The following is a 13,970-nucleotide window of genomic DNA, read 5'->3' on the forward strand; positions in this document are numbered from 1 at the left end:
TAGGAGGCTATGAGATGAACCATCTAATCATATTTGCTCATCCCCAGCAAAGCTTAAATCAAACCCTATTAGATCTTGTTGTAAGCACTCTTTTGAACAATGGTCATGATGTGACGGTTCGTGATGTGTATAGCATTGGCTTTCCGCCAGAGCTGACAACAGCAGAAAAGGTTGCCATGAGAAACGGACATGTGCCGGTACCGGTTCAAAGAGAGCAGAAGCTGATTCAACAAGCTGATGTCCTCACGTTTATCTTTCCAATATGGTGGACAGGCTTGCCGGCGATGCTAAAGGGTTATGTGGAGCGCGTTTTTTCAGAGGGGTTTGCGTATGAGATCAATGAAAACGGAGTGGTGAAAAATCTGCTTCGAGACAAAAAAGGGGTCATTATTAATACGCATGATGCACCGAGGACCTTTCTTGATTCAAATATGATCATCACCCCCAGCCATCACATGACGACAGATACAGCCGCCTTCGATCTGATCGGCGTTCAGCCAGTCGAACGGCTCTTATTCAGCAGCATGGAACAAGCATCTGCAGACGACATCCACGAGATTCTCAAAGAAACAAAAGAAACGGTGGATCAACTTTTCCCACCGGCTGTTTAACATAAAAAAGACTGCCGAGTCTTCTCGGACAGTCACAGATTGTTGACAAAGGGCTAAAATGAACTTGATTTTAGCCCTTTGTCTTCCTTTTCAGCGTGATAGAAAACCTTTGCAGTCTAGGAAGGACGAGTACTGGCGCGGAGCGAATTTGACATTCGTGAGCACCAGCACGCAGGACTGACAAAGAATGCGAGGGTTTGCCTACACGCTGAGACTGCCGAGGTTTCTCGGACAGTCTTTTTCACATGTTATTCGTCTAAACCAATTGACACATATTTTGTTTCTAAATAAGGCTCGATGCCTTCGATGCCGCCTTCACGGCCAATACCGCTCTCTTTCATACCGCCGAAAGGTGCCTGCACAGCGGATGGTCCCCCGTCATTCCAGCCAATAATCCCGTAATCTAGATTCTCAGATATATAGAGACCATTGCGGTAATTCTCTGTAAAGAAATAAGCCGCAAGTCCAAAAGGTGTATCGTTCGCTAATTCAATGGCTTCATCTAATGTGCTAAATGTCGTAATGGGTGCAACTGGACCAAACGTCTCTTCATGCATAATGTTCATTGAAGGGTCGACATGAGTTAGCACCGTCGGCTGAACAAAATAATACGACTTCTCATCGTCAAAATGTGTATCGCCGCCGACAAGAACTTTCGCCCCTTTATCCACGGCATCTTGAATTTGGTCGACAATTTTATCGAAGCCTCGTTTATTGATAATCGGTCCGATGGACGTGCCTTCCTCAAACCCATTTCCTACTTTCAGCTTTTCCACTTCTTTGCTGAAGCTTTGCGCAAATGCTTCATGAATTTCTTCATGGACGATTAAGCGATTGGCACAAACACACGTCTGACCTGCATTACGGAATTTAGATGCCACTGCTTGTTTCACAGCCAATTCAAGGTTGGCGTCCTTATCTACGATCAGCGGGGCATGACCGCCAAGTTCCATAGAAACGTGTTTAACCGTGCTCGCACTGTTTTTGATGAGATGTTTTCCAACTGGTGTTGAGCCAGTAAACGTGATCTTGCGGATCAATGGACTATCTGTGAAGATTTCCCCCACTTCTTTTCCATCTCCAATCACCCATTGCAAGGCATCCTCTGGAATTCCGGCTTCATGGCCTAATTTGACAAGCTCAATGGCCGTAAGCGGCGTGTCTTCAGCAGGTTTCACGATAAACGTACAGCCCGCTGCAAGCGCTGGTGCCGCCTTCCTTGTAATCATCGCCGCAGGGAAATTCCACGGTGTAATCGCCGCAACAGGACCAACTGGCTGTTTTGTGACAAATAGGCGTTTGTTTGTCGTATGAGACGGGATCGTTCTGCCGTAAATCCGCTTTGCTTCCTCTGCGTACCATTCAATATATCCAGCGGCATAGACGATTTCCCCTAATGCTTCTTGATACGGCTTCCCGTTTTCTTCTGTGATGATTTTTGCAAGCCTTTCTTTATGCTCGATCATGAGATCAAACCATTTGCGAATGATATTTGCACGTTCATGGGCTGACGTTTTTGCCCATGTTTTGAATGCTTTGTGTGAGCGAGTGATCGCATCTTCAATCTGTTCTTTTGTATGCTGAGCAACTGAGGCAATTTCTTCTCCGGTTGCAGGATTATACACTTTGAGTTCGTTTGTCATGCTCTACCTTCTCCTTCGTTCTTGGATTCATTACATATAGTATATACCCAATGAGTGCCCAACCTAAAAGCAAAATCCATTCAGCTGGCCATGATAAGGAAGCCGGCATCCCTGGAAAATAAAATGACAGAAAAAGGAGACTGAGTCCAATGGCAAAAACGCCGGTCGTCCGCCAATATTTAATGCGGTATGGACGCTCAAGCTCAGGTTCTGTCTTGCGAAGTTTCATAAAGGCAATGGACACAATCAAATACCCAACGATGATACCCACACCGCCTGCATTAACAATCCACACGAGGGCAGGACGGCCAAGTAATGGTGCAAAAAAGGCCAATGCACCTAAGAACAAAATGGCATTTGTCGGTGTTTTATACTTCGGATGAATATACGCAAACCATTTGGAAATCATGCCTCTTTCCGCCATTGCGTAGAGGATACGGCTTGCACCAATGATAAAAGCATTCCAGCTCGTCACAATGCCTGCTACACCACCAATGACAAGCACAGTCCCAAACGCCTGATGACCAAGAAGCTGTACCATGGCATCTGCTGTTGCCAGTGATGAAGCCTCAAGTTGACCTTTTGACAACCCTGCCGCTACTCCAAAGACTATGAGCAGATAAAATACAACCGCACTCACAATGGAAATAATCAAAATTCTCCCGATGATCTTCTTCGGTGCGTTAATCTCCGCCGCTACCTGCGGGATGACATCAAACCCAACGAATAAAAAGGGAATCATCACTAACACAGCCATCAGACCGCCAACCCCGCCTTGAAACATCGGCTCAAGGTTTGCAAAATCTCCATTAAATGTAGCTCCGCCTAATAGAAGAAAACCTGTCAGGATAATGGCCACTGTGAACACCGATTGAAAAATGGCAGCAGGCTTTGCGCCAATGTAGTTCAGAGCTGTTAAAAACAGTGCACCGCCAGATCCAATCAATACCCATGTAAAGTAAACATCCCATCCTCCTATATTCCATAGGAAACCAACATGCTGTGTTGGAATGACATAGTCAATGACTGTCGGAAGTGCGACCGCTTCAAACGTAATCACGGACACATAACCGAACAATACGCCCCATGCGGAGACAAACGCTGATTTGATCCCAAATGCCCGCTGGACAAAGACGAGTCCTCCGCCTGTTTCTGGAATCGCAGAGGAAAGCTCTGCATACGTTAGTCCAATAAAGATGACGAGAATGCCCCCTATGACAAAGGCAATCACACTTCCTAAAAATCCAGCTGTTAAAATCCAATCTCCCGAAAGTACAACCCAGCCCCAGCCAAGCATTGCACCAATGGATAAAAACAGTACGTCTGACTGCGACATGGTTTTAGCCATTTGTTGTTTTTGCATACAACCATCCCCCTTTGTTGTTTAGCGTGCTGTGAAGGCGTCTTCGATGATCCCTAGTCCTTCTTGCAGCAGCTCATCTGTGATGACAATTGGTGTTAAAAAGCGAATAATATTCCCATTGATCCCTGCCGTTAATAAGAGTAGTCCGTGCTTGTTTGCATAGGCTGCAATCGCTGCGGCTGTCTTCTTATCTGGTGTACGCGTTTTTTGATCTTCCACAATTTCAATGGCCGCCATTGCCCCTAATCGCCGGACTTCCCCGATGAATGAATACTTACTTCTCCACTCATTCGCTTTGTCCTCAATGACTTGTCCAATGTGTTCAGATCGTTCATTCAGTTGTTCTGTTTCAATAATATCAAGTACAGCCAAAGCCGCCACACAGCCTAATGGACTGCCAGCATACGTCCCCCCTAGCTCCCCTGGGTCCGCTGCATCAAGTAATTCTTTTCTGCCAACGACACCGCTCAGCGGCAGGCCAGCTGCAAGTGATTTTGACACAGTGATTAAGTCTGGCACCACATCGAAGTGTTCAATCGCAAAGTATTTCCCTGTTCTTGCGAATCCTGTTTGGATCTCATCTGCCACGAATACGATCCCATGCTGCTGACAGAATGAAGCGACATGCTGGACAAAACGCTTCGATGGTACAATGAATCCGCCCTCCCCTTGGACTGGCTCCATCACCACACAAGCGACTGTTTCTGGTGCAACGGTTGCGACAAAGAATTGATTGAACTGATCGATGATGTATTCGTCGTAAGCTGCATCGCTTAATCCTTCAGGTTTTTGATAGTAATAAGGATACGGCGCTTGATACACCTCTGATGCAAATGGTCCGAATCCAAATTTATAAGGCTTGACCTTACTTGTCATGCTCATCGTCATATTCGTTCTTCCGTGGAACCCTCGTGTAAAAGAAACAACCGCTTGTCTTTTCGTATATTTACGGGCAATTTTCACTGCGTTTTCAACTGCTTCGGCACCTGAATTTAAGAAAATGGCTTTTTTGTCGTGGTCGCCTGGTGTGAGGTGGCATAACTTTTCTGCCAATTCGATATAGGATTCGTACATCATGACATTAAATCCTGGGTGAATCAGGCTGTCTGCCTGTGCTTTGACTGCTTCCACAACCTTTGGATGGGAGTGTCCTACATTTAATGTACCGATGGCGCCTGCAAAATCGATAAAACGATTGCCATCAATATCGAAAAGCTCGGCTCCCTTCCCTTTCGCTGCAAGATGACGGTTGCCATTACTTACGCCTCTTGCGACGTATTGATCTCTTTTCCCCTGCCATTCCTCTGTTGAAAAACGGTTTGTTGTCGTTTGACTCATTGTCATCCATCCCCTTTATGTCTTTTTTATTATTCTGAATATTTTTTGGTATGATAGAAAGTACCAATATCATTTTTTTCATGGTACCAGAGAGGATGGAATGACGAGATGCTGACAATTCAACTAGATCAAACAGGGGAAAACGGATTTATTTATCATCAAATTTATACAAAAATTAAAGAGGAAATTTTAAACCGCAACCTGCAACCGCACGATCAATTACCGTCTAAACGAGAGTTAGCAGATACCTTAAATGTCAGCGTCAATTCAGTAAATGGCGCCTATCAGCAGCTGCTTGCCGAAGGATATTTATATTCAGTTGAACGGAAAGGTTTTTTTGTGGAATCACTTGAAACATTTCATGAATCAGGTCAACTGAAACCCTCTTCCCTTCCAGCGGATTTAAAAGAGAATTCGATTGAGCGAAATGACTGGTATTCCTTTTCACATATTTCTGTTGATACAGCCAATTTTCCTTTTAAAAGCTGGCTGAAAAGTGAGCAAAAAGCGATTCACCTCCACCAAGAAGCCTTTGGTGAGCTGCCGCACCCACAAGGCGTCTATGAGCTGCGGGAAACGATTGCCCGGCTGATTGGACTTGCACGAGGGGTCAAATGCTACCCTGAGCAGCTTATTTTAAGTGCGGGTACACAGTCGCTCATTCATTCGCTATCAAGCATTCTTCCAGCTGATCAAATATACGGATTAGAAAACCCCGGCTACCGCAGACTGTATCAAATGCTGAAAAACAATCATCACCGCATTGAAACGATTGGCATTGATCAAAAAGGGGTGCGGATGAGCGACATTCACAAAAAAAAGCCGAATGTCTTGATCATTACGCCTTCTCATCAGTTCCCAACAGGTGTGATCATGCCAATTTCCCGGCGGATACAACTGTTAAACTGGGCAGCTGATCAGCCAGACCGCTATATCATTGAGGACGATTATGACAGTGAATTTAAGTACGGCACAGACAGCATACCGGCGCTGCAAAGCCTTGACCGCTATGACAAAGTCATTTATATGGGGACCTTTTCGAAATCATTGCTGCCCGGCTTAAGGATCAGTTACATGGTGCTACCGCAGCATTTATTAAGACGCTATAAGGAAGAACAGCACTTTTTCATCCAAACGGCCAACCTTTTTACACAATACACCCTTCTTTATTTTATAAAAGATGGCGCCTATCAGCGGCATATTAAAAGAATGAATGGGCTATACGAGGAAAAACGAAAACAGCTCATTGGAGAGCTCGACACTGTCTTTTGTGACAACGTACGGATTATCGGGGAAAATGCAGGGCTGCATTTTATCGCAGAATTCCGCTCAGATCGGACGCAGCATGAGATTTTACAGCGTGCCAAAGACCGAAAGCTGAAAATGTACGGGATGGACCGTTTTACCCTTGATGAGCATGTGCCTGGTCACAAAGAAGGCTTTGTCCCGCTTGTCCTCGGTTTCTCTCATATGCGGCCAGAGGATATTAAGCCAGCGGTGAAACGCCTGTATGACTCGATTTATGGGAAATAAAACAGCTCATGTAGATGAATCGTGGCACTCCTTTGACGGGACTATCCCCATAGAGGAGTGTTACGATCACATTCTTTCATAAACGTAATAGTTGATGTGAATATTTTTTTCTAGCAATTTCACGAGTGTTTGAAGGCTTTTTAAGTTTGTTGGCAGTAACGCAATACCATCTCCCTGTTCAACGATTTTGATCATTCCTTCAAACGAATCTAACTCAAATAGGGTTCGATCACCCAGCATACGCGTGGCCTCATGTCTTAATGGGCAAAGCTGATCACGATTCACGACCAATGAAATATCATCATCGTATATTTCTTTAGATTTTCCATACACGTTCAATGCCAAGCTCTTTACCTCTTTTAATTGATATTCCGCTTTTTCCATTTGATGAAAAGAAATAATTTGATCATACACATCCTCTGTTAACTTTTTGTTGATCGTACTTGATGAAGCAATGATAAAATCAGTGGCTTGAATATCCTCTAAAACATGCTGCTCGTATAAAACGTTAAATAGAAGTTCAGAGCATAAAACGGTCTTTTTCTGTGAAGTCAATTTTTGTTGAATGTCCTTCGTTTCTTTTACGATTTTTTGAGCGTATTGATAAAATAAATCCCCCTGTCCTGTTGAACTGATTCCATGATGATGCCGGATAAAAAATGTTGCATCATATAAAGTTTCAAGCGCTTTGATTCTTTGAGAAATATTGGATTGCGCATACCCTAAAGCTTTAGCCGCTTGATTAATCGATTCTTTTTGATACACCTCTATAAAAATAATCAAATCATTTATATTCATCATGATCACCTATCACTTTTTGTGATAACAATAACACAAATATGTATTATTCAACTGGTTTGAAGTCGATTATGATGGCTATTGAAAGGGAGTGTTTCTATGCATGCCATGCAATATCATGTGGATCTGCCTGCGGATTATGATATGAATATCATTAGAAAAAGAGTACGAAACAATGGATGGAAAACAGATGGATATCAGGATTTATTATTTAAAGCTTATTTGATCACTGAAAAAGACAAAAATAGAAGTTTAAACAATGGCTATTGCCCATTGTATATTTGGAAACAATCGGAGGGCATGACGGATTTTGTGTTTAAGGGGTCATTTGATCATATTTTACGTTCTTTTGGCTGGAAACAAATTAATATTGGCATCACATATTCCGTTCATTTAACAGATGATTTTCATCGTAGCACATTCGTTCTTGAAGAGTATGTGACGATTCATCCTACTGATTGCCTGGAAAACCTAGATATCGCCCATCTCTTTTCTCATTTTTACGACAATAAGGGTGAAGTCATCGTATATAACCCCGATAAATGGAAATGCGTCAAATATTCTTTTCTGGACTCATTACCAGAGAATATAGAGCAGCAGATTCACATTTATGACATTGTCCATCTGTCTATGGATCATTCAATGGCCTAATTCCGTTTTACACGAGACGCATGACAAATCCCCAAGGTTAAAATGCCTTGGGGATTTGTCATTTGTTGATGCAAGATTCTCTTACCACCGCTCCTTGTCTACAGCTAATACGGATGACAAGAGGCCTGGAAAAGCGGAATCAATGTCATCCTTTCTGAGAGAGTAGTAACGGTGCTTCCCGTCAATTCTCACTTTCACGATGCCTGCTTCTCTTAGTACTTTAAAGTGATGCGACAGCGTGGACTTGGCAATGTTCATATGATACGTACCGCATGTTCTCTCACCCGCTTCCGCTAAGCAGCGGACAATCTCCAGCCGAACAGGGTCAGCCAATGCTTGCAGCACAGAAATGAGTCTCATGTTTTCTTGGGTTGGATGATTTGGATTATTCATACGATAAATGTATCGTATTTTGTTCTAACATACAATCTCGTTACTCGCCTATGACATTGTAACGCGACAACCTATGGAAACGACTATGACTCATAGACACTATTTTGAGGGGAAGAACCTTATTTGACACGGACAATATGGACTTGCTTATTCATGCTCTTATTGGCAACGAGCTTATGCGCCTGCCAATCTGTTCAGCAATTTGAGTCAAAACCACCTAGTGCAGAAGAGTTATTAACTCTCGATCCACAGGCAGATTTATTTCAATGGGAAGAAACGATCTATGAAACAAACATAGATTGGACAAAATCATTAAATGTAACAAAACACCAGCAAGTAGGTGTCATTCAGAAAACAGCTGCCAAACATTTTGAACATGGAACAGCTTCTCGGTTGAAAAAAGGAACACCTATTTACTCTGTCAAGGAGCGGAAAGACCTTTTGATCATCGAACGTAACGGACAAATCCACATATATGCCGCACATGCGGAAGGATAAATACCTGTCATTGGGGCAGGTATTTTTTTAAGTTCATTTTCTTGTCATGTGCCATTGGTTTTGTTATCATAGCAAAAGTGACCACTCGGTTTCCATTGTGACCATATGGTTTTGCCGATTCGGAAAGGACTTATGAAGATGAACGAAAAGCAAGAAGAGATTTTGCGGGTATCGAAGAAATTATTTTCTCAAAAAGGCTATATGAGTGTCTCCATGCAGTCAATTGCTGATGCCTGTAAAATATCAAAAGCGTCTATTTATAAACTGTTTGATTCAAAGGAAGCTCTTCTATTGGAACTGATTAAATACAATCAGCGCAAAATGAGAGAGATTTCTCAGATCATTCATTCCGAAACGACGCTGTCTAAAAAGGAAAAATTCACAAAAAAGATTAAGCTTGAGCTTGAAGAGTTTAAAGAGAATCATAAATTTTTGAATATGCTGTCCTTTGAAGCTTTTTCACAGCATTCGCCCATCGTCATTAAGCATTTACGTGAGACACGCTCCATTATCATGCAGCGGCACAGAGACATCATTTTAAGCACATATGGTGAATCTGTTGCGCCTTATGTGTGGGATCTTGTGATTGTCCTCAACGGATTAATGAGAGAATTCATCTTGATGTTGGCGATTGAGCACAAGAACATCCAATTAGAAAATGCCGCCGAAATGATCATCGGTGTGATGGACCGTGTATCAATAAAGCCTTGCTCCATTGAGCCTGTGCTAACAGATCAGCTGATGGACTCTTATTTGCTTTCCACACAGGAAGAATATGATGAAGAAAAGCTTGTCATCTCGTACTTAACAAAGATGAAACAAGAGCTTCACACACTATCAAACGGAGAAGAAAAGGACGATCTCCTCTCTGCGTTTGAACTGCTGAGTCAAGAACTGTCAAAGGACCAACCGAGAACCTTTTTAATTAGCTCATTGCTTGATTATTTAGGCAAACACAGCGTTTTATCACAAAACGTGTCACAGCTGAAAAGCATTATTTTATAGATAAAGAAGGGATAATATGAACCAATCAACAACATCGTATAACCGGTCTGTGATTGTTGGGATTTTCCTCGTTGGGGCGTTCGTTGCGATCTTAAACCAAACGCTTCTCATTCCAGCGATCCCGCATATCATGGAAGAGTTCAATATTGATGTCAGTAAAGGTCAATGGCTGACCACAGCCTTTATGCTGACAAACGGGATTCTCATCCCAATTACGGCCTTTTTAATTGAGAAATTTTCAAGCCGTTCTTTAGTCTTAACGGCTCTTAGCATTTTTACAGCAGGTACCATTCTTGCTTCGTTCGCCACGAATTTCCCGGTGCTACTTGCAGCACGTATCGTGCAGGCAGCTGGCGCAGGGATTTTAATGCCGCTCATGCAAACGATCTTTTTAACCATTTTCCCAAAAGAAAAACGCGGGCAAGCCATGGGTATGGTCGGACTAGTGATTTCATTCGCACCGGCGCTTGGACCAACACTTGGCGGCTGGATTGTCGATTCCTTTAGCTGGAAGTTCTTATTCTATATTGTTCTACCAATCGGTATCATTGATCTCATTCTTGCTTTCTTCTTAATGAAAAATGTCACACAGCAAAGAGACACTCGTATCGATGTCTTATCGGTGATCCTGTCTTCCTTCGGATTTGGTGGACTGCTGTACGGATTTTCAAGTGTCGGAACGTATGGTTGGACGAGTGCGACCGTTCTGATTTCACTCATTGTCGGCGCTGTGAGCTTGTTCTTCTTTATCCTGCGTCAGTCGAATTTGAAAAGACCGATGCTTGAGTTTGGCGTCTTTAAGTTTGCGATCTTTAGCTTAACGACCTTCCTCGGTATGCTCGTCTTTGCCTTACTGATTGGAACAGAGACGATTCTGCCGCTCTATACGCAGAATGTCAGAGGGTTATCTGCCCTTGATACAGGGCTGATCTTATTGCCAGGGGCTCTCTTTATGGGATTCCTATCACCGATTATCGGACGAATTTTTGACAAAGTAGGCGGTAAAGGGCTGGCTCTAGGCGGGTTTACGATATTAGCTGTCACTTCCCTGCCATTTATGATGCTGAGCCTTGATTCATCGATTGCCCTCATTACAGTGGCATACACACTTCGCTTAATCGGGGTTGGGATGATCATGATGCCGCTGACAACAGCCGGTATTAACTCGTTACCACCGCATTTGATTCCGCACGGGACAGCAATGAATAATACGATGAGACAAATGGGCGGCTCTATCGGGACGGCTGTGCTTGTCTCCATTATGAGCAGCTCTGCTGCCAATGCAGCATTATCCGATCCAATGAAGTCAGCCGTTCATGGTATGAATACGTCATTTATCGTGTCTGGTGCTATTGCGGTCATTGGACTCGTTCTCTCGTTCTTCTTAAAAGAAAAACGTAAAAACAAAGTGATGAAGCAGGAGCTATCTTCTTCGTCCTCTTCTTCATAAAGACAAAGAGCTCGGCATATCGCCGGCTCTTTTTTCATCTATTCACACATAACGTCCTCCCCAAGAATACATTTGTTCATTCAGAGAAGAAAAACCTTGATAATTTGAAGAAAAGAGTTGATAATAGAAACTATTCAATTTGTGAGAAAATTTTTACTATAGGAGATGTATGCATTGAAGGTCGTTAAATTTGGTGGCAGTTCTCTTGCTTCTGGCAAGCAGCTGCAAAAGGTATTTGACATTGTCACAGCAGATCCAGCTCGAAAAGCAGTCGTTGTTTCCGCACCAGGAAAACGGCATTCAACGGATACGAAGGTCACCGATCTATTAATTAGCTGCGGTGAACAATATTTACGTTTAGGTGAAGCACACGATTTACAAGAAGCTGTCATCGAGCGATATGCATCGATTGCGGATGAGCTGGGGTTAGGTCATGACATTATTGACACCATCCGGCAAGATGTAAACACGTTATTACAGGCTGATTCTTCTCATCCTGAGCGTTATCTTGATGCGATTAAAGCAAGCGGTGAAGATAATAACGCAAAGCTGATTGCAGCCTACTTTCAGCATCAAGGCGTCGAAGCGCACTATGTGAATCCAAAAGAAGCCGGTCTATTTGTCAGCGACGAGCCTGGTCAAGCGCAAGTCCTTCCAGAATCGTATGATCATTTGTACAAATTAAGAGAACGCTCTGGCATCATTGTGTTCCCTGGCTTTTTCGGTTTTAGTCTAGCGGGTGATATCGTCACTTTTTCCCGCAGTGGATCAGACATTACCGGTTCCATTTTGGCAAATGGACTGAAGGCAGATGTGTATGAAAACTTTACGGATGTGGATGCAGTCTACGCCGTCAATCCAACGATCGTTCATGAACCAAAGGAAATCACAGAGCTGACATATCGTGAAATGCGTGAATTGTCCTATGCGGGTTTTTCTGTATTTCATGATGAGGCACTTATTCCAGCCTTTCGGGCAGGCATTCCTGTTCAGATTAAGAACACCAATAATCCAACGGCCAAAGGTACGAAAATTGTAAATCAACGGGATCATACGAATGGCCCTGTTGTGGGAATCGCATCAGACAATGGATTTTGCAGTATTTATATCTCCAAGTATTTGATGAACCGAGAAGTGGGCTTTGGACGTAAGGTGTTGCAAACGTTAGAGGAATATGGACTTACGTATGAACACGTGCCTTCTGGCATTGATGATATGACCATTATTTTAAGGCAGGATCAGCTGGAGGAGCAGCAGATTGAACAAGAGCTTTTAGACCGATTAAAGCTTGTACTTGATGCAGATGAAGTGGTTCTAGAGCGGAACCTCTCGCTTATTATGGTCGTAGGAGAAGCGATGCGTCATAATGTTGGTACAACAGCAAGAGCGGCAAAAGCGCTGTCAAAAGCCAAAGTGAATATTGAAATGATCAACCAAGGCTCTTCAGAGGTGAGCATGATGTTTGGCGTCAAAGCGGCTCAAGAAAAAGAAGCCGTTCAAGCCTTATATGAGGAATTTTTCTCTATGTCCACGGTGCCTGTCTCCATTTAATCAGCAGACTGTCAGATCTCCGGATCGGCAGTCTTTTTGATCTCGCACGATTTGCGCATTAAAGTATATCTATTTCTCGTTTGATTTTGTATGATAGAGACAAATCAACTATTGTTCCGGCCATTGATCGGAGCTACAAGGAGTCCTAATCCATGCCTCGTCAACAACTATTAAAACAGTTTCGCAATTTTCATGATGCTTCTACAAGTATTTTAAACATGATGAGTCAATTCATTCATGTGAATACACTGTTTATTGCTAAAAATGATCAAAACACCAATCAGATTGTGAAGGTGCTAAATCATGACGAGCAGCTTCTTGAAGAAGGGGAAGAAAATCCTTACGAGAAGACATTTTGCAAGCTGGCGGTCGATCATCGCGATACGCTGTTGATCCCTGATATCCGCTTGGACGAGCGTTCAAAAAACTTAGACGTCACGAAACAGCTGCAAGGTGGCTCATTTATTGGGGTTCCCATCGATTTTACTGATGGTACGAACTATGGAACCATTTGTGGACTTGATCTAAGGCCGCAGCAATTTACAGAAGAGCATGTTCATATGTTTGAAACGATGGCATCTTTGTTGAGTTACGTCTTAGAACTCGACCAGGCCAATCGGCAGATTCAGCAATTATCTGTACCGATCGTACCTGTTGTTGACGGTGTCGCCGTGCTCCCTCTTCTTGGTGATATCGAAGAGACACGTGCGCAGCATATTTTAGAAACCATTTTGCAGGAAAGCTACAGGCTGTCGCTCTCTCATTTGGTCATTGATGTTTCAGGGACAAAACGACTCAATGAACAAAGCATTCAATACTTGGTCAGCTATGCGCAAACGTTAAGACTTTTAGGCATTTCAGCTGTTTTAACAGGAATAAAGCAAGACCTTGCGCTAAATGCGATTCAATCGAATATTTCATTTAAAGACATCACCATTCGTAAGGATTTACCGCAGGCACTTGCTCATATCGGCCTAACGTTCTCCAAAACAGAATAAGTGATGATACACCAAAAAGGGCTAAACCGAGTTTAGCCCTTCAGATTGTAGAGAAACTCATGTTTTTCTACAATCTTTTTTATTTTCACCATCATTATGATAGATGAGATTGAAGGAAAAACATGAAAAAGACCTCCC

At 43.0% G+C, this 13,970-nt stretch carries 13 protein-coding genes; 8 read left to right on the forward strand and 5 right to left on the reverse strand.

The window, feature by feature from the left end; translation table 11 throughout:
* The first annotated feature begins 14 nt into the window (after positions 1-14).
* Positions 15-611, forward strand: a complete 597-nt coding sequence (locus ACTJKA_RS17115; RefSeq protein WP_007498130.1) for an NAD(P)H-dependent oxidoreductase — start codon at positions 15-17, stop codon at positions 609-611.
* Between the two features lie 248 nt (positions 612-859).
* On the opposite strand, the gene ACTJKA_RS17120 is transcribed toward ACTJKA_RS17115, so the two are convergent.
* Genes ACTJKA_RS17120 through gabT form a run of 3 tightly spaced genes read right to left on the reverse strand, consistent with a single transcriptional unit; the run spans position 860 to position 4,955 of the window.
* A complete protein-coding gene (locus ACTJKA_RS17120; protein WP_007498133.1) occupies positions 860-2,254 on the reverse strand; it encodes an NAD-dependent succinate-semialdehyde dehydrogenase in 1,395 nt (464 codons plus the stop codon).
* Positions 2,229-3,617 carry an APC family permease gene (locus ACTJKA_RS17125; RefSeq protein WP_007498135.1) on the reverse strand — a complete coding sequence of 463 codons (1,389 nt, stop codon included), beginning with the start codon at positions 3,615-3,617 and terminating at the stop codon, positions 2,229-2,231. Before ACTJKA_RS17125 ends, ACTJKA_RS17120 begins: the two co-directional genes overlap by 26 nt.
* A 21-nt stretch (positions 3,618-3,638) precedes the next feature.
* Complete coding sequence (gabT, locus tag ACTJKA_RS17130) at positions 3,639-4,955, reverse strand: 4-aminobutyrate--2-oxoglutarate transaminase (protein WP_073414904.1); 1,317 nt, start codon at positions 4,953-4,955, stop codon at positions 3,639-3,641.
* 108 nt (positions 4,956-5,063) lie between these two features.
* Here gabT and gabR point away from each other — a divergent pair, with 108 nt between their 5' ends.
* Positions 5,064-6,488: a MocR-like transcriptional regulator GabR gene (gene gabR, locus ACTJKA_RS17135; protein ID WP_025206750.1), complete on the forward strand. Its 1,425-nt coding sequence runs from the start codon at positions 5,064-5,066 to the stop codon at positions 6,486-6,488.
* A gap of 66 nt (positions 6,489-6,554) precedes the next feature.
* Here gabR and ACTJKA_RS17140 read toward each other — a convergent pair whose 3' ends face one another.
* Positions 6,555-7,286 (reverse strand): LysR family transcriptional regulator, encoded by a 732-nt coding sequence (locus ACTJKA_RS17140; RefSeq protein ID WP_440607863.1) that lies wholly within the window; start codon positions 7,284-7,286, stop codon positions 6,555-6,557.
* Between the two features lie 99 nt (positions 7,287-7,385).
* Here ACTJKA_RS17140 and ACTJKA_RS17145 point away from each other — a divergent pair, with 99 nt between their 5' ends.
* The gene (locus ACTJKA_RS17145; protein WP_213406424.1) at positions 7,386-7,937 is read left to right on the forward strand and encodes a DUF4865 family protein; all 552 of its coding nucleotides are present in this window, start codon (positions 7,386-7,388) and stop codon (positions 7,935-7,937) included.
* Between the two features lie 81 nt (positions 7,938-8,018).
* Here the strand turns inward: ACTJKA_RS17145 and ACTJKA_RS17150 are convergent, their stop codons facing one another.
* Complete coding sequence (locus tag ACTJKA_RS17150; RefSeq protein WP_035390457.1) at positions 8,019-8,330, reverse strand: ArsR/SmtB family transcription factor; 312 nt, start codon at positions 8,328-8,330, stop codon at positions 8,019-8,021.
* Between the two features lie 123 nt (positions 8,331-8,453).
* Between ACTJKA_RS17150 and ACTJKA_RS17155 the strand changes: the two genes are divergently transcribed.
* From ACTJKA_RS17155 to ACTJKA_RS17175, 5 genes are all read left to right on the forward strand, one after another.
* The gene (locus ACTJKA_RS17155) at positions 8,454-8,828 is read left to right on the forward strand and encodes a hypothetical protein (protein WP_019743157.1); all 375 of its coding nucleotides are present in this window, start codon (positions 8,454-8,456) and stop codon (positions 8,826-8,828) included.
* 138 nt (positions 8,829-8,966) lie between these two features.
* Complete coding sequence (locus tag ACTJKA_RS17160; protein ID WP_224559208.1) at positions 8,967-9,833, forward strand: TetR/AcrR family transcriptional regulator; 867 nt, start codon at positions 8,967-8,969, stop codon at positions 9,831-9,833.
* Positions 9,834-9,849: 16 nt separating this feature from the next.
* Entirely contained in the window at positions 9,850-11,283 is a 1,434-nt protein-coding gene (locus ACTJKA_RS17165; protein ID WP_008347244.1) for an MDR family MFS transporter, read from the forward strand.
* A 174-nt stretch (positions 11,284-11,457) separates the two neighbouring features.
* The gene (locus tag ACTJKA_RS17170) at positions 11,458-12,834 is read left to right on the forward strand and encodes an aspartate kinase (protein ID WP_008347247.1); all 1,377 of its coding nucleotides are present in this window, start codon (positions 11,458-11,460) and stop codon (positions 12,832-12,834) included.
* 152 nt (positions 12,835-12,986) lie between these two features.
* Positions 12,987-13,832: a GAF domain-containing protein gene (locus ACTJKA_RS17175; RefSeq protein WP_007498153.1), complete on the forward strand. Its 846-nt coding sequence runs from the start codon at positions 12,987-12,989 to the stop codon at positions 13,830-13,832.
* The last annotated feature ends 138 nt before the right edge of the window (positions 13,833-13,970 follow it).

It is taken from the genome of Bacillus sp. 22190, from assembly GCF_052045575.1.
In the GTDB taxonomy this organism is placed as follows: Bacteria; Bacillota; Bacilli; order Bacillales; family Bacillaceae; genus Bacillus; species Bacillus altitudinis.

Bases quoted from the DNA above. Each gene is read 5' to 3' on its own strand.
- ACTJKA_RS17120 (WP_007498133.1), bottom strand. From the start codon at position 2,254: ATGACAAACGAACTCAAAGTGTATAATCCTGCAACCGGAGAAGAAATT.
- gabT (WP_073414904.1), bottom strand. From the start codon at position 4,955: ATGAGTCAAACGACAACAAACCGTTTTTCAACAGAGGAATGGCAGGGG.
- ACTJKA_RS17165 (WP_008347244.1), top strand. From the start codon at position 9,850: ATGAACCAATCAACAACATCGTATAACCGGTCTGTGATTGTTGGGATT.
- ACTJKA_RS17160 (WP_224559208.1), top strand. From the start codon at position 8,967: ATGAACGAAAAGCAAGAAGAGATTTTGCGGGTATCGAAGAAATTATTT.
- ACTJKA_RS17145 (WP_213406424.1), top strand. From the start codon at position 7,386: ATGCATGCCATGCAATATCATGTGGATCTGCCTGCGGATTATGATATG.
- ACTJKA_RS17140 (WP_440607863.1), bottom strand. From the start codon at position 7,286: ATGAATATAAATGATTTGATTATTTTTATAGAGGTGTATCAAAAAGAA.
- ACTJKA_RS17150 (WP_035390457.1), bottom strand. From the start codon at position 8,330: ATGAATAATCCAAATCATCCAACCCAAGAAAACATGAGACTCATTTCT.
- ACTJKA_RS17175 (WP_007498153.1), top strand. From the start codon at position 12,987: ATGCCTCGTCAACAACTATTAAAACAGTTTCGCAATTTTCATGATGCT.
- ACTJKA_RS17125 (WP_007498135.1), bottom strand. From the start codon at position 3,617: ATGCAAAAACAACAAATGGCTAAAACCATGTCGCAGTCAGACGTACTG.
- ACTJKA_RS17115 (WP_007498130.1), top strand. From the start codon at position 15: ATGAACCATCTAATCATATTTGCTCATCCCCAGCAAAGCTTAAATCAA.
- gabR (WP_025206750.1), top strand. From the start codon at position 5,064: ATGCTGACAATTCAACTAGATCAAACAGGGGAAAACGGATTTATTTAT.